Here is a 19294-nt window from a genome sequence, read left to right as displayed (position 1 = left end):
TTGTTATTTAGGTGCTCTTTCAAGTAAGAATGCGCGTAATTGAGCAAAATCGGCGGGTAAGAAATGTGATAACAACTCTTTATCAGCCCGTTCTTCAAGCTCTTTAGGAAGCGGTAATTCACAGCCTAAAATACGCTCTACACTTTCTTTAAACTTCGCAGGGTGTGCAGTCCCTAAAAATAAACCATATTCACCCTCTTGAAGCTCATCACGTAATAAACGATAAGCAACAGCTGCATGTGGCTCTGAAATATAACCTTTTTTTGCAAGCTCACGCACAGTTTCTTCTGTTATTTCATCACTCACTGAACCATGAGCAAGATCGGAAAGATCCCAATCTTTACGACGATACAATTCTTCAATACGTGGCCAGTTATTGGGTTGGCTAACATCCATTGCATTCGAAAGTGTTGCTACAGTACGGTGAGGTTCCCATTTACCGTTATCTAAATAACGAGGAACCGTGTCATTCACGTTAGTTGCAGCAATAAAGCGCTTAATAGGTAATCCCATCGATTTGGCCAATAAGCCAGCGGTTAGATCACCAAAGTTACCACTTGGTACTGAAATCACTAGCTGATCATGCTTTTCAGCAGGGATTTGTGCAACCGCCTCAAAGTAATAACAAATTTGAGCAAGCAATCGGCTGATATTAATGGAGTTTGCTGAGTTCAAATACATTGTTTTCTTTAAGAACTCATCATCAAAAGCTTGTTTCACTAATGATTGGCAAGCATCAAAATCATCTTTAATTGCGACAGTGTGAATATTTTCACCTAATGTACAGAATAGCTTTTCCTGTAACGGGCTAATTTTGCCTTCAGGATAAAGAATAACAACTTGTACATTTTCTAATTTATAGAAAGCATGAGCTACAGCTGCACCTGTATCACCTGATGTTGCCGTTAAAATAGTAACAGGTTGATTGCCAGCAACTTCTGACAACATTTGCGCCATAAAGCGACCACCAAAGTCTTTAAATGCGAGTGTTGGGCCATGGAAAAGCTCTAAACAACTGACATCTTCTTCAACTTGAGTTACTGGTGCAGGAAAGGTAAATGCAGTGCTAATACGTTTTGCTAATACATCAGCTGGAATTTCATCACCAATAAAAGCCGTTAAAATACGGCTACTACGTGTTGCAAAATCAAGTGCTAATAATTCATCAATTTCAGCTTTAGAAAACGAAGGTAAGTCTTGTGGAAAAAAGAGCCCTTGTTGTTTACCCAAACCTTGTTTTACTGCTTGAGCAAAACTGACTTGCTCTTGATTATCTTTCAAATTATATAATTTCATGACTTACCCTACCTGTCTTGCGCCACGCGTATCTATACGGCAGATATGTACAAAGCCTTCACTGTTTTGTACGTAGTTTTGTTTCAGCCATTCGGCCATATCTTGTGCGATTTCTAATGAATCACTAATCGTAAAAATAGTAGGCCCTGAACCTGAAATGCCACAAGCCAATGCACCTTTCTTCTGTGAAGCCTCTCTCGCTTTTTCAAATCCTGGAAGGAGTCGGGTGCGATAAGGCTCAGCAATCACATCTTGCATCAAACTAGCGGCTAGCCCTGATTGCTGAGTATGGCAAGCATGAATAAAACCAGATAAATAACGACCGTGGTTAATGATGTCTGCTTTAGAGTATTGTTTTGGTAAAATTGCTCTAGCTTCTGCCGTAGAAACTTTAATCCCTGGATATGCCATAACCCAATACCAATCATCAAAAGTTGGTACTGGCTGACAAATAGTGCCATTTTGTTCCAAAATCAGTTGTAACCCACCTAAATAACAAGGTGCAACATTATCATAGTGCACACTGCCTGAAATACGTCCTTCAAGCTCTCCCATCATCAGCAGCAATTGTCTTTCATCAAAAGGCTTTTGGGCAAATTCATTAAGTGCAACCAATGCCGCAACAACAGAACAAGCACTTGATCCTAGACCAGAGCCAATCGGCATATTTTTTTCAAGCGTCATTGCGACTGGAAGTTCTTTTCCTAGTTTTTCACAAAATAGCTGCCAACATTGATACACGATATTTTGTTTAGGATCTGAAGGTAATTTGCTAACAAAGTGCCCTTTACTTTCAAGTGTAAATGCCGAAGCCGTTTCAACAGTGACACAATCGCCCAGTAATTGCCCATCAATAGGTGAAACGGCCGCGCCAAGAACATCAAATCCGACACTCACATTACCTATTGATGCCGGTGCATAAACTTTAACCACGCTTAAACTCCCAATTTCCATGATAAGGTACGTAATACATCTGCAAACACTCCAGCAGCAGTAACATCATTACCCGCACCATATCCACGTAACACTAATGGAATTGGCTGATAGTAGCGAGTGTAAAAGGCTAAAGCATTTTCACCATTTTTCACTTTAAACAGAGGATCATTTGCATCAACTGCCATTATCTTAACTTGGCATTGACCTTCATTGATGATGCCAACATAACGTAATACCTTACCTGCTTTTTGTGCTTCTTCGACCTTAGCATCAAATTCAACATCAACTTGAGGTAAGCGGTCTAAGAAACTTGCGACATCACCTGAGCTATCAAATGAAACAGGCAGTACAGGCTCTACATCGATATCACTTAGTTCTAATTTATACCCCGCTTCACGCGCTAAAATAAGTAGTTTACGCGCAACATCCATACCGGAAAGATCATCACGAGGATCAGGCTCTGTAAAACCTTTCTCTTTTGCTGAAAAAGTCGCTTCAGATAAGCTTTTACCTTCATCTAATTGACCAAAAATGTAAGATAATGACCCTGAAAGAATACCATTAAATTGAACTAACTCGTCGCCTGCGTTTAGTAAGTTTTGCAAGTTTTCAATAACCGGTAAACCTGCGCCTACGTTAGTGTCATACAAGAACTTACGGCGTGAAGCTTCCGCAGCTTGTCGAATTTGATGGTAATAATCCATCGACAAAGTATTCGCTTTTTTGTTTGGTGTAACCACGTTAAAGCCATTTTGTAAGAAATTTGCGTATTGTTGCGCAATTTCTTCGTTTGATGTGCAATCAACGATCACTGGATTTAAGAAGTGGTACTCTTTTTCTAAACGAATAAGCTGGCTAAAGCTAAAAGGCTCTTTGGCTTCTTTTAAGGCATGTTGCCAATTATCTAAATCGATACCTTGCATATCTGTCAGCATGGCTCTTGAATTAGCAATACCACAGACACGAAGATCGATATGCTTATTTTTCAACCATGCTTGTTGGCGATGGATTTGTTCGATTAATGCACTACCAACACCACCAACACCAACAATAAAGACCTCAACAATTTGATTGGTGTTGAAAAGCATTTGATGACATAAACGCACAGCATTAGTTGCTGAATCATTAGCAATAACAGCTGAAATTGAGCGTTCTGAAGAACCTTGAGCAATAGCAACGATATTAATATTGCCACGAGTTAATGCAGAGAAAAATCGCGCTGAGATCCCTTTTAAAGTACGCATACCATCACCTACAACGGAGATAATAGCGACGTTTTCCATGATGTCTAACGGATCAAGTACACCATCTTTTAATTCTAAATAGAATTCATCTGATAATGCTTTTTGCGCTCTAATCAGTTCTTTTTGTGGTACACAAAAGCTAATGCTGTATTCAGAAGAAGATTGCGTAATCAGAACAACAGAAATGCCTGCTCTCGACATTACAGAGAACACACGAGCCGCCATCCCCACCATACCTTTCATACCAGGACCTGACACATTGATCATCGCCATATTATTAAGGTTGGTGATCCCTTTAACAGGTGTACTCTCATCTTTTTGACCATCACCAATTAATGTACCAGGAGCATCTGGGTTGCCTGTATTTTTGATTAAACAAGGAATTTGGAATTGAGCGATTGGAGCAATAGTGCGAGGATGAAGTACTTTAGCACCGAAGTAAGAGAGTTCCATTGCCTCTTGATATGACATGCCCTTTAATAAACGAGCATCAGGTACTAAACGTGGATCACAAGTATAAACACCGTCAACATCTGTCCAAATTTCACAACACTCCGCACGTAAGCAAGCCGCTAACACAGCAGCAGAGTAGTCTGAACCATTACGGCCTAATACCACGAGTTCATTTTTTTCATTACCTGCTGTAAAACCTGCCATTAAAATTATATCGTCTTTTGCGATATTGAGTTCTAAGATGCGGCGAGTAGACTCAGGAATATCAACTGTCGATTCTAAATAATGACCTTGTGCGAGTAAATTTTTGACAGGATCGATCACGGAGACATTATAACCACGAGCCTGTAAAACGGCGCCCATAATGGCGATAGAAAGCTTTTCACCGCGACAAATCATCGCTGCATTGATGCTATCAGGACATTGACCTAATAAAGATATCCCATGAAGAATATGTTTGATCTCTGCAAATTCACGCTCAACTTTATCTTTTAAGCGCTCATAATCAAAACCAGGTTGTTTCTCTCTTAAACCTTGTAATAAGTTGGCAAAAATTTGCTCGGCTTCTCGTACTTGAGTGAGAGGATCTTCACCTTCTGCCGTTTTTTCAATCATTGCAACCAAGTAGTTAGTTATCTTGGCCGGTGCTGATAGTACAAGAGCGACTTGTCCCTGCTCTCTTTTTTTCTCAGCGATATCAGCAACATTCAGCACACGCTCTGCGTTGGCAACTGAAGTTCCTCCAAATTTTAACACTCGCATACAGCTCTCCTGATTTTTCACCCCAAAAAAAAACCCGCATTTCTCAATGCGGGCTTTTTCGATTTTCGTTTTTTATATGCGCCAGCCCGCCCCGCGATATAAGATCTCGGTGGTGGTGGTAATAATTGTCATGTTAGCTTGGCTGTAAATGCGCATAACTGTCCTGTCTGTCTCAAAATTAGTTTGACTATATACTGGTTAAAGCAAAGCGAGAGAGATGTCAAACTTTTTCTCTTTTTTTACTAAAAAACAAATTAGACTTAAATGAAATTTATTCGAATTTTACCCCTATTGTAGTATATAAATTACTATCACAAAGGGATAAGTAAAGAAAATAAGGCTACTATCTTAGAGTTATTTGGGCATTTGTACTTTTATAAGGAATAAGGTATTTTATGCTACTTTAATTTGTGTAACAAAACTGGCAAAAAAAATAAACCTCACTATATTTAACATATATTTTTCTTTTACATTACATAAATCAAATTATATAGTTAACTATTGAAATCAAGGTTAAGCTGTTATCTTGATTTTGATATGTGTCAACAAAAGTTAGCTTTTTAGATGGTATTTAATACAACTGGTGTTATATTGCTGTTAATAGACTATGGGCGTTTTGCATTCTGATTTTAACGTCCATTATCGATTAATTTTGCAAGTTTTGTAATAACGTGATGGTTATTTATCGAATTTCAATCTGGGTCTAGTTTTTACGTGCTAATAACAAAAATGAATAACCACACAAGCGCACACAGAAGTTAAACACAGATTTCCTTTTTCTATTTTTGGTAATTTTAGGTAGCAAATATGCAAACCCCGCACATTCTGATTGTTGAAGACGAAGTTGTTACTCGTAATACCCTGAAAAGCATATTCGAAGCTGAAGGGTATATCGTACACGAAGCCACTGATGGCAATGAAATGCACAATGTTCTATCTGATCATGATATTAATCTGGTCATTATGGATATTAACCTTCCTGGTAAAAATGGGCTGTTACTTGCTCGTGAATTACGTGAACAGGCAAGTGTTGCATTAATGTTCCTAACGGGTCGTGATAATGAAGTTGATAAAATCTTAGGCCTAGAAATTGGTGCCGATGATTACATTACTAAACCATTTAACCCTCGTGAATTAACGATTCGTGCACGTAACTTACTGTCACGTACCATGAATTTAGTTAATGGAACAGAAGAACGCCGTTTAGTCGAGAGCTATAAATTCAATGGTTGGGAGCTTGATATTAACAGTCGCTCACTAATCAGCCCTGCTGGTGAACAATATAAATTACCACGCAGTGAATTTCGTGCGATGCTACATTTCTGCGAGAACCCAGGAAAAATCCAAACTCGCGCAGAATTACTGAAGAAAATGACAGGTCGTGAACTCAAACCTCATGATCGTACTGTTGACGTAACTATCCGTCGTATTCGTAAGCATTTTGAGTCAACACCTGATACACCAGAAATCATTGCAACAATTCATGGTGAAGGCTATCGCTTTTGTGGTGATTTAGACGAGTGATTTGATACAATATCAATCAATTAACTAACAAAAAACCCCTGAATAATATTCAGGGGTTTTCTTTTATCTAAAAATGGATTAATAAAATAACAAAAGGTGAAAATTGATCTTCGCAACTATTTTGAAAAAAATATAACTTGTTTTTAAAAAAAATTTTAAACCTTATTCGTATTAATTTTATTAATCATTAATTCCTCTAGCAAATAAGAATCACTCTTTCCATGGCATAATAGGTACTGCACTAATCGCATTTTTTGGTGAGCCATCAATCACCTTATCGGAATAAGTTAAGTAAATCAGTGCATGACGCTCTTTATCATAAAAACGCACAACTTGAAGCTTTTTAAATACTAGCGATGTTCTTTTCTGGAAAACAACATCACCTCGGTTTTTTCCTTTAATAACCTTTTCGCTTAGTTCAATAGGCCCGACTTGCTGACAAGATATCGCCGCATCAGCTGTATCTTCAGCAAGGCCTAGACTTCCTGAGATCCCACCTGTTTTTGCACGACTTAAATAACAAGTCACATTTTTAACTTCAGGATCATCAAATGCTTCAATCACAATTTTATGGTTAGCACCAAAAAACTTGAATACCGTATCGACGTAACCAATTTCTTCCGCTTTTGCCATCAAAGAAAAAGGGAGTAAGATAGACACTGCTAGCATCTTTTTGAAATTTAACATATTTACCTTGTTCCATTGAAAAGATGAGAGAATAGTTTCATCTAGAATAAAACAATCTATTACTAACTGATAGAAGAATTTGTGTACATTAGTCAATGAAAAAGACTATATTTTACGATTGTCTAACAATATAACTTGTTATAGATGTTCAGGCTCTTTACCATCTACAGCAATAAACAAACGAATATGACTAAGGGAGATGTATGGATCAAACCAACATCATACGTGATTTGCTCGCTTGGCTTGATAGTAACCTCGATAAACCATTATCCCTCGATAATGTCGCAACCAAAGCGGGTTACTCCAAGTGGCATCTACAACGCATGTTTAAAGAAGTTACAGGACAAGCGATTGGTTCTTATATTCGTTCAAGGCGTCTATCTCGTGCGGCTGTTGCATTACGTTTAACGAGTCGCCCCATTTTAGACATTGCTTTGCAATATCGTTTTGATTCCCAACAGACGTTTACCCGTGCTTTTAAAAAGCAATTTAATAGAACTCCAGCACTTTATCGTCGTACTGATGAATGGTGCGCAGTGGGAATTTGTCCACCTATTACTTTAGATCCTCAAAAATTACCAAAATGGGAATTTGTACAATTACCTGAGAAAAAACTTATTGGTATTGAGCAAACATGTAGCCATACACTTGAACAATGGGCTGAAGCTTGTTCCGATATGCGCCAAACATTCTGGCATTACTATATGAGCAAAATAAATGCGGTTCCTCATCAAGTTTATGGTCTTCATCATGCACAACATAGTGATGAACATGAAGATGAGCAACGTGTGCTTTATACCACTGCAGTTGAGCCTGACTATGCAACATTTATTGAGGATGATGCAGCCCATGAAGTCTCATTAGCAGGAGGTGATTACATTCGCTTTGATTTCGAAGGTGAGGCAAAACGAGGGGCAATGCAGGAGTTTTTATTCCTGATTTATGGTGTTTGTTTACCGAAAATGGGATTAACTCGCCGTAAAGGTTATGACGTCGAAAAATACTATCTTAAAAATGTGCGTTACAGCAATGAGATGGTGACTGAACCACAAGATCATATTGAACGATTTGAATATTACATCCCCATTAAACGTGAAGATGTAATGGCATAAGAAAAAGCTCTCTTGATAGTTGCGTCAAAGAGAGCTTTTACTTTTTAGCGTTGAACTTCATCTAATGCTGTAGATGTAAGATGACTCACATCACCCGCCGTTTCAATCACCCAGCCATTAGCAAGCCAAGGGCTATTTTGATAATCAATACGTGAAATTGAGCAATTACGCAGTCTTAAACGGCGTTCTGCATATGCAGGTAATCCCAATACTGTGCTCAATAAGCACCCTAAAGCAATACCATGACTCACTAAGAGTGGACGGCTATTTTCGGGTAAATCAAGACATTGATTTAGTGCAGCCTGCATACGACTTGCTAATTCTGTCATTGATTCTCCTTGGGGAATTCGTCCATCAGGTGTACCATCAATCAAACTCTTGCGCCAAACTTCTTCTTGTGTCTTTAATGTTGCGATCTCTCGTTGTTCAAGAACGCCCATATTGAGTTCACGTAAACGTGGGTCAGTTATCACTTCACAGCCACAAGCTTGTGCAATGATTTCTGCCGTTTGACGAGTACGACCAAGATCGCTTGAGATAATGTGGGTAATGCCTGCTGATTTTACTTTTTCAGCAACTTGCTGTGCTTGACGCACACCATTCGCTGTTAGCGGGCTATCAGATTGCCCTTGAATACGTCTCGCCACGTTCCATTCAGTTTCACCGTGGCGAACAAGATAGACCTGTAACATACATTTTTTCCGTTATACTGCTCTAATTTTTCAAAGGATGATTAATTCATTATGTATCATGTCATTGCAGCCACTACGAATCCAGCAAAAATCAACGCGATAAAACTCGCTTTTGAGCAAGTGTTCGGTAAAGATACCTTTGATATTGAAGATATTAATGTCGATAGTCGTGTTCCACAGCAACCTATCGGAAATACAGAAACGAGAACTGGCGCACGCCAACGTGTGATGGCTGCTCGTCAAGTTCGCCCTGAAGCTGATTTTTGGGTTGGCGTCGAAGCCGGTATTGAAGATGATATGACCTTTGCTTGGATTGTTGTCGAACATGGACAAATTCGTGGGGAATCACGCTCAGCAAGTCTTATGTTACCCGAACAGATCTTAAAGGGGATCCGTGAAGGTCGTGAGCTTGGCGATGAAATGGCTTTCTTAACAAAAATTGACAATATTAAACAGCGTGGCGGTGCGATTGGTTATTTTACCGATGGCTTACTCAGTCGCACCTCTGTGTATCAACAAGCATTAGTTCTGGCATTAGTACCTGTCACTCACGATATTTATAAAGAACTCAATCAAAAAGAAGATTAATTATTAATCTGATGTGTTTTTTTTAGGTAGAAAAGAAAGCAAAAAGCCATTTAATTATTTGATTAAATGGCTTTTTATCTTTCTAGCTCACATTATTATAATGCAACTATTTTTTCGTCATTAGCTCTTTTTCAAGCCATAACTTCACTTCATGTGGTGCTGTTTTTAAGCTATTAGAGCCTCTAGTGATGGTGGCAATACCAACGCCTAACTCTTCTTTTAACTCACGCTGACTTAAATCCCCTCGCATTAACTCTTGCACAATGCGAACTCGTGTTGCCAAAGCACTACGTTCATCAGGTGTCATTAAAAGTTGTAAAATAGGAAAGTGCACATCTTGCTCAAATGCATGTTGTAATAACTCAACAAATCTTAGCCAGTGCTCATTCTCTTCAGGTGATAATGCAGGATCTTGCATCGTGAAAACCTCTTTTGCCACACTCATTAACTAGTACAAACTATATCATACTTTGCTAATGTACCAAGAGGCTCCCACGACAAATCGCCTTTTTATCCCTTAATAACGACTATTCCACTCATTTTCAGTCAAAACCGGCTGCTGTTCACCGGCAAAATAGCTATAGAAAACAGCAAAAGAGAGCACATTTTTGACATAGCCTCGTGTTTCAGCAAAAGGAATACTTTCAACAAACGCAATCGCATCTAGTTGGCCATTTGCATCAGATAACCAACGATCAACACGTGCAGGTCCTGCATTATACGCAGCACTTGCTAAAATACGATTTTGGTTAAAACGTTGATAAACAGAATCAAGGTAAGCCGTACCAATCTCAATATTTTTCACAGGATTGGTTAACTGTGCGCTACTTACATACCCCGTAATACCGGCTTGTTTTACCGTAAATTCTGCTGTTTTTGGCATTACCTGCATTAAACCTGTTGCACCCGCTGAAGAGCGTGCTTGTGGGTTCCACGCACTTTCTTGACGGGCTATCGCCATCGCATAATTACGGTCTATCGATTTATCTTTCGTGTATTGCTCAAACTCATTTTTCCAGGCAAGAGGAAAACGTTCTTCTAAGTGATCCCACATTTTTCCTGTAATGGTGGCTTGCACGGCTAAATCAGCCCATTTTTGTTCAAATGCATAACGTGCTAATTCAGACTGTATTTGTGCGGGTTGCGAAGCAACATAGTTTGCCCATTCTGAGCGCGCTAAGTTGTCCATTTGCCAATACATTAATTCACGAACACGTTGTACTTCTGGCTGATTAGAGATACTTGATGAAACACTTGGTGCCTTATCTATCACCATCACATAAGGCTTACCTAATTTGGTCGCGGCAACCATTGGGTAAAAACCACGATTTTGCGTCAGCGCTTCTAAAATAGCTTGAGCTTCGCTATTTTTACCTTGAGATTGCAATACCATTGCACGCCAATAACGCCACTCTTCCTTATTTTTACTTTCAGGAGAAAGTCTTTCTAACCACAATGCCAATTCAGCTGGTTGGTTTTGGCTTAATGCTAGGCGTACACGACGTTCACGCAGTGTATCTGATGCAGTATCTTGAATAACGCTATCACGCCATTTCACCTGCTCAGGTGTGGCATAAGGCATATATTGCCATGCCACAGTATCACGCATTAACTGGCGTTCACTCGCCGTCATTTTTTGGGCATGTGCAATATTATCCAGTTGCGCTCTAGCCGCATCTGCATCTTTTCTTGCCCAACGTGAAAATGCCGATTGTATGATAGAACGAGTGAAATCGGTTGGTGAAAGCGCGGTTGCATAGCGCCCAACTAAGTTTGGATAGTCTTGTAATTCAACCAAGGCATCGTTAATGGTTTGATAATTTTCTGGAAGGCGTCTTGCTAAATAAGCCGCCAGCCCTGTATTACCATTTTTAATCGCTAAATGAATTCTTTCTAATACTAATTCTGGTGTTAATTGATTCGCTTTTTGCCATTCATCAAAAAGAGGATCGCAACTTGATGGCATTGAAGTACCATTTAGCCATGCTTCTTTAGCCCCAATCCATGCTGTTTGAATATCACCTGTTGCCCATTTTGCATAATAGTAATTACATCTTGCTGCTTTAGGATTAGGTGGATTTGGACTAAAAGTCAGTAAATTTTGCCATTCTTGGCGCTTCGCTAATTCATTCACAAACAGCGATGGAAGCGCTCTTGCAGGAGGGAGTGTCGGGTATTTTTCAGCAAATTCAGAAACAACCGCCGGTGCCACAATATCAAGATTATCTGTGATTTGACGATATTCTAAATAGGGGTAAAGTGGGTAATCTTGCAATGTAGGCAGTAGTTTTTCGACTTCATCTGTTTTTTTTAGATCCCACGCTGCTTTAATTTCTTGATAACGAGCACGTTGTTCACTTAATGAGTCAGCATGTGCCCATGCAGAAAAGCACAATGCCCCTATTGCGAATGTTAACGACCACTTTTGCTTCACCACGTTATTTCTCCCACCTCAAATAAAACCACCAAAGAGTGAATACATTAGCTAATATGATAATCATTAACAATGTAAGTTCCCTTCTTTAACAGAAATTTTCTTCACTTTCAGAAGAAGCACGAAAGGTTGAGAAAAACCTCTCTTTTGACTAAGGTTTTCTTTTATAAATCGGGTATACTGGCGACTTTCATCATTTTCGGGTCTTTGGCAAATTACTGACATTGACTTTGCTATTGTTCATTTAGGTGCTCTAAAAACGCAGCTTAATTACAAAAAATTTGTTTTTATCGCGAAAAATGGCACCTCAGAGAAAATCTCTTTTATAATCAAAGGGTAATTATAGTGGCTCAATACGTTTATAGTATGTTGCGTGTCGGGAAAATTGTCCCACCAAAGCGACATATCCTTAAAAACATTTCACTCAGCTTCTTCCCGGGCGCGAAAATTGGTGTGCTTGGTCTAAATGGTGCCGGTAAATCAACATTACTACGCATCATGGCAGGTATTGATACTGATATCGAAGGTGAAGCACGTCCACAACCAGGCATTAAAATTGGTTACTTACCACAAGAACCAAAATTAAACCCTGAACATACCGTACGTGAAGCCGTTGAAGAAGCCGTTAGCGAACTGAAAAACGCATTAAACCGCCTTGATGAAGTTTATGCGGCTTATGCCGATCCTGATGCTGATTTCGATAAATTAGCAAAAGAACAAGGTCAGTTAGAAGCGATTATTCAATCTCATGATGGTCATAACCTTGAAAACCAATTAGAGCGTGCTGCAGAAGCGCTGCGTTTACCTGAGTGGGACGCTAAAATTGAGAAACTTTCAGGGGGTGAACGCCGCCGTGTCGCTATCTGTCGTCTTCTGTTAGAAAAACCAGATATGCTGTTATTAGATGAACCTACTAACCACTTAGACGCAGAATCTGTAGCGTGGTTAGAACGCTTCTTACACGATTATGAAGGTACTGTTGTGGCAATCACGCACGACCGTTACTTCCTAGATAACGTAGCGGGTTGGATCTTAGAACTTGACCGTGGTGAAGGTATTCCATGGGAAGGTAACTACTCTTCATGGTTAGAGCAAAAAGACGCACGTCTGGAACAAGAAGCCGCAACTGAAGCAGCTCGCCATAAATCAATCCAAAAAGAACTTGAGTGGATCCGCCAAAATCCTAAAGGCCGCCAAGCAAAAGGTAAGGCTCGTCTGGCTCGCTTTGAAGAACTTAATAGCGTTGATTATCAAAAACGTAATGAGACCAGTGAACTCTTTATTCCACCTGGACCGCGTTTAGGGGATAAAGTGTTAGAAATTAATAATCTAACAAAATCTTATGGTGATCGCGTTCTGATTGATGATTTAAGCTTCTCTATTCCTAAAGGGGCTATTGTTGGTATTATCGGCCCTAACGGTGCAGGTAAATCAACACTATTTCGGATGATCTCCGGCCAAGAACAACCCGATTCAGGTACTTTAGTGCTAGGTGATACTGTTAAGTTAGCCTCTGTTGATCAGTTCCGCGACAGCATGGATGACAGTAAAACCGTTTGGGAAGAAGTTTCCGGTGGCCAAGATATTATGCGTATTGGTAACTTTGAAATTCCAAGCCGTGCCTATGTGGGTCGCTTTAACTTTAAAGGCGTTGACCAAGGTAAACGTGTTGGCGAACTTTCTGGTGGTGAGCGTGGTCGTTTACACCTAGCTAAACTGCTACAAGTTGGCGGTAACATGTTACTGCTCGATGAACCAACCAACGACCTCGATGTTGAAACTTTACGTGCATTAGAAAATGCCCTGTTAGAGTTCCCAGGTTGTGCCATGGTTATTTCCCATGACCGTTGGTTCCTTGACCGTATTGCCACACATATCATCGATTACCAAGATGAAGGTAAAGTGGAATTCTTCGAAGGTAACTTTACCGAATATGAAGAATATAAAAAGCGTACATTAGGTAACGATGCTATTCAGCCTCGTCGCATGAAGTACAAACGTATGAGCAAATAATCGCATTTATTTACTCCATTCGATAAAAAAAAAGCAGAGATTATTCTCTGCTTTTTTCTATTTTATTAGTTTAAAATTTAATAACTAATTGTAAAACAGTAATAATTAACTCTCTTGCCTATAATCAAAACCTAAAGGTACGGTAAACGAAATATTTCCATTGACCAAACGATAGCTTTCAGGTGCTGGAAATGGCGAAGCGCGTTTAATTGTATTTAAAGCCTCTTTATCAAGAATACGATTACCTGAGGATGTTTCCACTTTTGCATCCAATAACTCACCTTTTGCATTTAACATAATAGAAACTTGTGTCACGCCTGTTGCTTTAAAACGCAATGCTGTTCGTGGATAGCGTTTATAGGTATTAATATGGCTATGAACCAAACTTTCCCACCCTATTTGTCCACTCACAGAAGAGGAAGATAAACTATTAAATTGAGCACTACTGCTTGTATTAGAGCCAGAAGCTGGTGCACTCGTTATATCTGATGGAGCTTCTGAGACAGGAAGATCATCAGGTACTTTTACCGCAACAGGTTTTGGTTTAACCACTGGCTTTACTTTTGGCTTTTCAGGAAGGCGTTCATAAGTACCTTGTTCAACCACAGGCATTTTTGGCAGATCCAATACTTCTTTAATTGGCTCTGGTTCGGTTTCTGCTGGCTCAGGAACAGACATCACTTTTTCAGGCCCAACCGGAACGTCTTTTGTTTCTGTCTGAGCCAATTGATAGATACCAAGATCCATTGTCATTGCGGGTGGTAAAACACCATAACGTTCCTCTTTAGAAGTTATCCAGCCAATAGCAACAACAACTAGCGTTACATGAAATAAAATACTGGCAGTTAATCCACCAATAGAAAACGACCAACGGCGTGGGAAAGTCGCCGACATACTACTCATAATTCTTGCCTCTGATTTTCTTTCTGATGAATTATAGGCATAATACAAACACAAATGATATTGCTTATTATTAATAATACAATAAAAAATTAGCTTGATAATTATCATAACTTGTTCGCTTGAGAAGCAGTAAGAGCTTATTATTTCACTCTTTTTTAAACACCAGAGATTATGGCTAGCAATAAATCATTGGCACAAAAAATTAGTTGTGCCTATCAATCAACCTATGGACAACTTGTGCGTTTTTTCCACAAACGTACGGGTAATTACCATGATGCAGATGATTTGTCTCAAGATGTGTTTACACTATGGCTAAACAGAAAAGAACAAACACCTGTACAAGAACAGCGTGCTTTTCTGTTTAAAATAGCGAACCACGTTTTGATTGACCATTGGAGAAAAAATCAAAAGCAGAAAGATATCTACCAGGATGATTATGAATTAGATGATGCCGCTCAGAATTATACTACTGAGCTTGATCCGGGATACGTCCTTGAGCATCAACAACGTTTAGATCTACTTAGTGAAGCAATTGCCACGTTGCCCCCACGCCGCCGAGAAGCGTTTGTTCTTTATCGTTTTGATGGTTTATCACAAAGCGAAATTGCAGAGCAGATGGATATTTCAATCAGTATGGTGGAAAAACATATTGCAGCAGCCCTATTATATTGCAAAAGATATGTCGATGCAGGACAGGAGAAATGCACGAATGATGAGTAAGCCGGAAAAAAATATACCGGAAACTAAACCTCACACAGATGAGGGAGCAGATCTTCTTTTTTTAGAAACGGATGATGAATTACTCAGTGGATCACCTGATGAGCAAGCAGCTCTTTGGTTTACCCGACAACACAGTCAAAGGATAACCCCAAAACAACGCCAAGCGTTTAAAGTGTGGATAGAAAATGATGTAAACCGGCAAGCATATCAGGACATTGCAGGTATCTGGCGTCAATGCGATACATTACCACGACCAACAATAACCACGGTTGAAAAGAAAAAACACTCTCCTTGGCGCCCGATGATCCACACCACGGCTGCGCTTTGTTTACTCACCGTTTTATATCTCCCTTATAGTCATTTACCCGCATTACTGATGGATAATATGACGCTTGCAACCAGCAATTCACCAAAAGAAATGACCTTAGCTGATGGCTCTAAAGTCTATTTAGATAAAAATACACAGGTCAGAGTGGCTTACGTACAAAAAGAAAGACGATTATGGCTAGATAAAGGACAAGCCTATTTCAAAGTCAAATCAAATCCGTATCGTCCTTTTTATGTTCATGCTGATAGCCAATTAATTAAAGTTGTTGGCACTGAATTTGAAGTGAGTCACTATGATAACAATCAAGTTAACGTTGCTGTCCATGAAGGGATTGTCGAAGTAAAAGCCACACCCAAATCTTCTCCAGCCTATTTGTATGCAGGCTCTCAAGCCACCAGCACATTAGCCAGTGACAGTTTGGTTATCTCTTCGGTCAATATTGATTCCGTGGGAAGTTGGCGTTTTGGTCAACTGCATTTCTTTGAACGCCCATTGAATGAAGTAATAACCAAACTCAAACCTTATCTTGATATCAATGTTCACATTTCCTCCCCCGAAATTGCCAAAATGAAAATCTCAGGGATCGCTAACATTAATGATGCCGAAGAGTTTATTACCGCAATTCCACTTATATTGCCGGTTAATGTTGTTTTTACCGATAAAAATAATGCGTTAATTATCAATAAGTAAAAAGAAATATGAAAAATATTCTTTTTTACAGGTGAGGATAATTCTCATTTCACCCTCTTCCTTAGTAACAACAATTATTAAGTTAGTGAATGGGATTGGTGAAATGAAAATGAATAACAAAAAAGGGGCCCTTAAGAGGTCTCTGCTAGCATTGCTAATAAGTACCACTATTGCTGCACCTTGTGCTTATGCATCTACCATTTCTGTGGCTTTACCAGAACAGTCTTTGGCTGATTCATTGAGCGCTATTGCAAAACAGGGACAAGTCCAAATTTTATTTGATGCAAGTTCGGTCAAAAACCTACGTGCTCCAGCACTTTCGGGTCAATTTGAAACCCACACTGCATTACAAAAAGTCTTAATTGGGAGTGGGTTAGAAATTATTCCGCAAGGCAGTGGATTTGTTATTCGTCCTCTCGCCACGACTAACGCGATTGTTATTCCTGAAGTTAAAGTCACGGGTGTTGGTAGCAGTTATCACCCAGCTACTGATGTGGTTTCAGCCCCACAATACATTACTTCAGAAGAGATAAAACAGCGTAATACGGGTGATGGTAACATCACTGATTTACTCAAAAGTAACCCTGCTGTTCAATTTTCCAATAATGACAGCACATCAATGAATCAGGGTGAAATTAAACCTTCACGAATTTCTATTCACGGCTCTAGTAGTTATCAAAACTCTTACAAACTTGATGGTGTCAGTTTTAACAATGACTTTGACCCAGCCAACTCAGGTAATGGTGAAACCAACACGCGTGTTAGTAGTGATGAACAAGGGATGTACCTTGATAGTCGCTTAATTGATAGTGTTACTGTTTACGATAACAATATTCCGGTGGAATTTGGTGGATTTACAGGCGGTACCGTTGATGTACAGAGTCGTCGTTGGTCTGGCGAAACCCATGCTAATGCCTATTACCGTACAACACGTTCAAGCTGGAACAATATTTTCACCGATCCAAAACTAAATTTTGATACCGCCAATAATGATGTCAGTAATCCAGCCCGATTCCAGAAAAAATACGATAAACAAAACTTTGGTGGTTGGTTTGAAACAGGATTAACTGAGCATACCGGTTTAATATTCTCTGCATCTCGCCGTGAATCAACCATTCCTATGATGATCAGTAGTGCTGGTGGCTTTATCCATACACCTGACTATCAATTAGAACAAGTTGAACAAACCGCAGGTTATCGCGACCAAACTCGTACCTCAGATAACTATTTTATTAAATACTCTTGGGATATTTCAGATACTCAATCTCTTGATTTATCAAGTAATATTGCGCGTTATAAAAGCTATCTATTCTCAGGTTCAGTCTATAACTCAGGCTATGATAATGAGCATAATGGTTTAAGTTTTACTGCACTTTATAAACATAAATTAGATCTTGGTACTTTAGAATTAACAACGGGTTATCAAAAATTAGAAGATAAACGAACGAATGATCAAAATTACTTTATTCGTTTAGATGATGCAATTACTGGTTGGTCAACACCAACAAGTTATAACAGTGGTGGTCAGGGTGATCTAAAGAGTAATCAAGAAACTGTAAGTACTAAAGCGATAATGCGTTTTAACTCTTATGACTTAGGTTCAACCATACACCAACCTACAACCGGTTTTGAAGTTGCAAGAACCAAAGGCTCTTATATCAGAGATAAAGATTTTTATAGTTACTTCTATACGGGAATGACTGATCCTGATACAAACGAGTGGAGTGGCGGACGTTCAAATACAACACGCTTCCAATCAGGGAGCCATAGTGCAACCTATACAAATTATGCAATCTATCTTGATGACAATATTCAATATAAACGCTTAACCCTGCGTCCTGGTATTCGTTTAGATAGAGATGATTTTGTTCAAAGAAACAATATTTCACCTCGTTTAAGTGGTACCTATGATATTTGGGGCACAGGCAATACCCTCTTGATTGGTGGTGTAAACCGTTACTACGGTCGCTCCATGTTAACGTATGCATTGTATGGGGCACAAAATGCAGGTTTGCAACACTGTTACTTTGATTGTGAATCCTCTGATGCCAGCTGGTATAACCGTACTGATTTTGACGGCCTAGATTCGTTAAAAACACCGTACAACGATGAATTTACTTTAGGTTTACAACAAGAAATCGCCTCAACCACTTGGCGTTTACAATACGTTCATCGTAACGGTCGTGATGAAGTGCGTAGTGATACAAAATATCCTGATAGCACCGATTACGAAAAAATGAATATTCGTGCATTTAATAACAATGGTCGTAGTTCACACGATTCCGTGACTTTATCGGTGAAAAATAGCCAGCCGTGGGAATTGGCGCAAGCAGATCATGTTTTCAATGCTTCAATCAGTTGGCAACAAAGCAAAACGAATACCCCTAAAGATTCAGGTTATGCCGATTTTAGTCCAAACACTCAAAACGTTAACCGAAACAAAGTGTTCTATGATGGAAAAATCATTGATGCCAAAGATCTACCCTCTGGTAATTTCAACTCGCCATTAAAAATCACAGCCGATCTCACTAGCGTTTGGGATGAATGGAATGTGACGTGGTTTAACCAATTGCAATGGAATAGCTGGCGCTCTCAAGCAGAAAAAACCAATAACGGTAACCCGATCAAAACAGATGATGCTGGTTATATTTATGCCTATAAAAAACAAAATTACAGCAGCCGCTTTACATGGAATACCAAACTAAGCTGGCAACCTGAGTTTGCTTATGGTGTGGGTATCTCTGTTGAAGTGAATAACGTTCTTAATACTCGAAACGTTGCTGATCACTTCACTTACAAAGACAAAGAATACAAATCGTATGAACCAGGTCGTCAGTTCTGGTTACAAGTCAGCTACGACTATTAATAAATTGACGAAGTTAATGTGAGCAACCAAGTCGATACACAATAAA

15 protein-coding genes are annotated in these 19294 nt (G+C 39.3%); 7 read left to right on the top strand and 8 right to left on the bottom strand.

The window, feature by feature from the left end; genetic code table 11:
* Positions 1-3: 3 nt before the first annotated feature.
* From thrC to thrA, 3 genes are read right to left on the bottom strand one after another with little or no spacing between them, the layout of a single operon-like run.
* Positions 4-1296, bottom strand: coding sequence for a threonine synthase (gene thrC, locus H1225_RS00815; RefSeq protein ID WP_115065080.1), 1293 nt, complete (start codon positions 1294-1296; stop codon positions 4-6).
* A gap of 3 nt (positions 1297-1299) precedes the next feature.
* A complete protein-coding gene (gene thrB / locus H1225_RS00810; RefSeq protein WP_006535258.1) occupies positions 1300-2250 on the bottom strand; it encodes a homoserine kinase in 951 nt (316 codons plus the stop codon).
* Entirely contained in the window at positions 2232-4691 is a 2460-nt protein-coding gene (gene thrA, locus H1225_RS00805; RefSeq protein ID WP_109848420.1) for a bifunctional aspartate kinase/homoserine dehydrogenase I, read from the bottom strand. The genes thrB and thrA overlap by 19 nt, the downstream gene beginning before the upstream one ends.
* Before the next feature lie 807 nt (positions 4692-5498).
* On the opposite strand from thrA, the gene arcA reads away from it, so the two are divergent.
* Positions 5499-6215 (top strand): two-component system response regulator ArcA, encoded by a 717-nt coding sequence (arcA, locus tag H1225_RS00800; protein ID WP_006535263.1) that lies wholly within the window; start codon positions 5499-5501, stop codon positions 6213-6215.
* A gap of 210 nt (positions 6216-6425) precedes the next feature.
* Here arcA and creA read toward each other — a convergent pair whose 3' ends face one another.
* Positions 6426-6884, bottom strand: a complete 459-nt coding sequence (gene creA / locus H1225_RS00795) for a protein CreA (protein WP_174704115.1) — start codon at positions 6882-6884, stop codon at positions 6426-6428.
* Positions 6885-7105: 221 nt separating this feature from the next.
* Between creA and robA the strand changes: the two genes are divergently transcribed.
* On the top strand, positions 7106-8014 hold the full coding sequence (robA, locus tag H1225_RS00790; RefSeq protein ID WP_161669225.1) for an MDR efflux pump AcrAB transcriptional activator RobA: 909 nt from the start codon (positions 7106-7108) through the stop codon (positions 8012-8014).
* 44 nt (positions 8015-8058) lie between these two features.
* Here the strand turns inward: robA and gpmB are convergent, their stop codons facing one another.
* A complete protein-coding gene (gene gpmB / locus H1225_RS00785) occupies positions 8059-8706 on the bottom strand; it encodes a 2,3-diphosphoglycerate-dependent phosphoglycerate mutase GpmB (RefSeq protein ID WP_239739385.1) in 648 nt (215 codons plus the stop codon).
* Between the two features lie 51 nt (positions 8707-8757).
* Between gpmB and yjjX the strand changes: the two genes are divergently transcribed.
* On the top strand, positions 8758-9294 hold the full coding sequence (gene yjjX, locus H1225_RS00780; RefSeq protein WP_023580954.1) for an inosine/xanthosine triphosphatase: 537 nt from the start codon (positions 8758-8760) through the stop codon (positions 9292-9294).
* Positions 9295-9400: 106 nt separating this feature from the next.
* On the opposite strand, the gene trpR is transcribed toward yjjX, so the two are convergent.
* Together trpR and sltY are read right to left on the bottom strand one after the other, a co-directional pair.
* Positions 9401-9739 (bottom strand): trp operon repressor, encoded by a 339-nt coding sequence (gene trpR, locus H1225_RS00775; protein ID WP_229096474.1) that lies wholly within the window; start codon positions 9737-9739, stop codon positions 9401-9403.
* A 72-nt stretch (positions 9740-9811) separates the two neighbouring features.
* Positions 9812-11731: a murein transglycosylase gene (gene sltY / locus H1225_RS00770; protein ID WP_006535269.1), complete on the bottom strand. Its 1920-nt coding sequence runs from the start codon at positions 11729-11731 to the stop codon at positions 9812-9814.
* Positions 11732-12073: 342 nt separating this feature from the next.
* Between sltY and ettA the strand changes: the two genes are divergently transcribed.
* Positions 12074-13741, top strand: a complete 1668-nt coding sequence (gene ettA / locus H1225_RS00765) for an energy-dependent translational throttle protein EttA (protein WP_036932999.1) — start codon at positions 12074-12076, stop codon at positions 13739-13741.
* A 105-nt stretch (positions 13742-13846) separates the two neighbouring features.
* Here the strand turns inward: ettA and H1225_RS00760 are convergent, their stop codons facing one another.
* Entirely contained in the window at positions 13847-14644 is a 798-nt protein-coding gene (locus H1225_RS00760) for an energy transducer TonB (RefSeq protein WP_006535271.1), read from the bottom strand.
* A gap of 171 nt (positions 14645-14815) precedes the next feature.
* Here H1225_RS00760 and H1225_RS00755 point away from each other — a divergent pair, with 171 nt between their 5' ends.
* From H1225_RS00755 to H1225_RS00745, 3 genes are all read left to right on the top strand, one after another.
* Entirely contained in the window at positions 14816-15364 is a 549-nt protein-coding gene (locus H1225_RS00755) for an RNA polymerase sigma factor (RefSeq protein ID WP_006535272.1), read from the top strand.
* The gene (locus H1225_RS00750; RefSeq protein ID WP_239739382.1) at positions 15354-16382 is read left to right on the top strand and encodes a FecR family protein; all 1029 of its coding nucleotides are present in this window, start codon (positions 15354-15356) and stop codon (positions 16380-16382) included. Before H1225_RS00755 ends, H1225_RS00750 begins: the two co-directional genes overlap by 11 nt.
* 103 nt (positions 16383-16485) lie before the next feature.
* Entirely contained in the window at positions 16486-19248 is a 2763-nt protein-coding gene (locus H1225_RS00745; protein WP_161671100.1) for a TonB-dependent receptor, read from the top strand.
* Positions 19249-19294 lie beyond the last annotated feature (46 nt).

Origin of the sequence: Proteus penneri, from assembly GCF_022369495.1 — a bacterium.
Taxonomy (GTDB): Bacteria; Pseudomonadota; Gammaproteobacteria; order Enterobacterales; family Enterobacteriaceae; genus Proteus; species Proteus penneri.
The sequence above is the reverse complement of the archived record's forward strand: the minus strand, read 5'-3'. Positions and strand labels throughout refer to the sequence as shown.

Bases quoted from the DNA above. Each gene is read 5' to 3' on its own strand.
- thrC (WP_115065080.1), bottom strand. From the start codon at position 1,296: ATGAAATTATATAATTTGAAAGATAATCAAGAGCAAGTCAGTTTTGCT.
- thrB (WP_006535258.1), bottom strand. From the start codon at position 2,250: ATGGAAATTGGGAGTTTAAGCGTGGTTAAAGTTTATGCACCGGCATCA.
- thrA (WP_109848420.1), bottom strand. From the start codon at position 4,691: ATGCGAGTGTTAAAATTTGGAGGAACTTCAGTTGCCAACGCAGAGCGT.
- arcA (WP_006535263.1), top strand. From the start codon at position 5,499: ATGCAAACCCCGCACATTCTGATTGTTGAAGACGAAGTTGTTACTCGT.
- creA (WP_174704115.1), bottom strand. From the start codon at position 6,884: ATGCTAGCAGTGTCTATCTTACTCCCTTTTTCTTTGATGGCAAAAGCG.
- robA (WP_161669225.1), top strand. From the start codon at position 7,106: ATGGATCAAACCAACATCATACGTGATTTGCTCGCTTGGCTTGATAGT.
- gpmB (WP_239739385.1), bottom strand. From the start codon at position 8,706: ATGTTACAGGTCTATCTTGTTCGCCACGGTGAAACTGAATGGAACGTG.
- yjjX (WP_023580954.1), top strand. From the start codon at position 8,758: ATGTATCATGTCATTGCAGCCACTACGAATCCAGCAAAAATCAACGCG.
- trpR (WP_229096474.1), bottom strand. From the start codon at position 9,739: ATGAGTGTGGCAAAAGAGGTTTTCACGATGCAAGATCCTGCATTATCA.
- H1225_RS00760 (WP_006535271.1), bottom strand. From the start codon at position 14,644: ATGAGTAGTATGTCGGCGACTTTCCCACGCCGTTGGTCGTTTTCTATT.
- H1225_RS00755 (WP_006535272.1), top strand. From the start codon at position 14,816: ATGGCTAGCAATAAATCATTGGCACAAAAAATTAGTTGTGCCTATCAA.
- H1225_RS00750 (WP_239739382.1), top strand. From the start codon at position 15,354: ATGATGAGTAAGCCGGAAAAAAATATACCGGAAACTAAACCTCACACA.
- H1225_RS00745 (WP_161671100.1), top strand. From the start codon at position 16,486: ATGAAAATGAATAACAAAAAAGGGGCCCTTAAGAGGTCTCTGCTAGCA.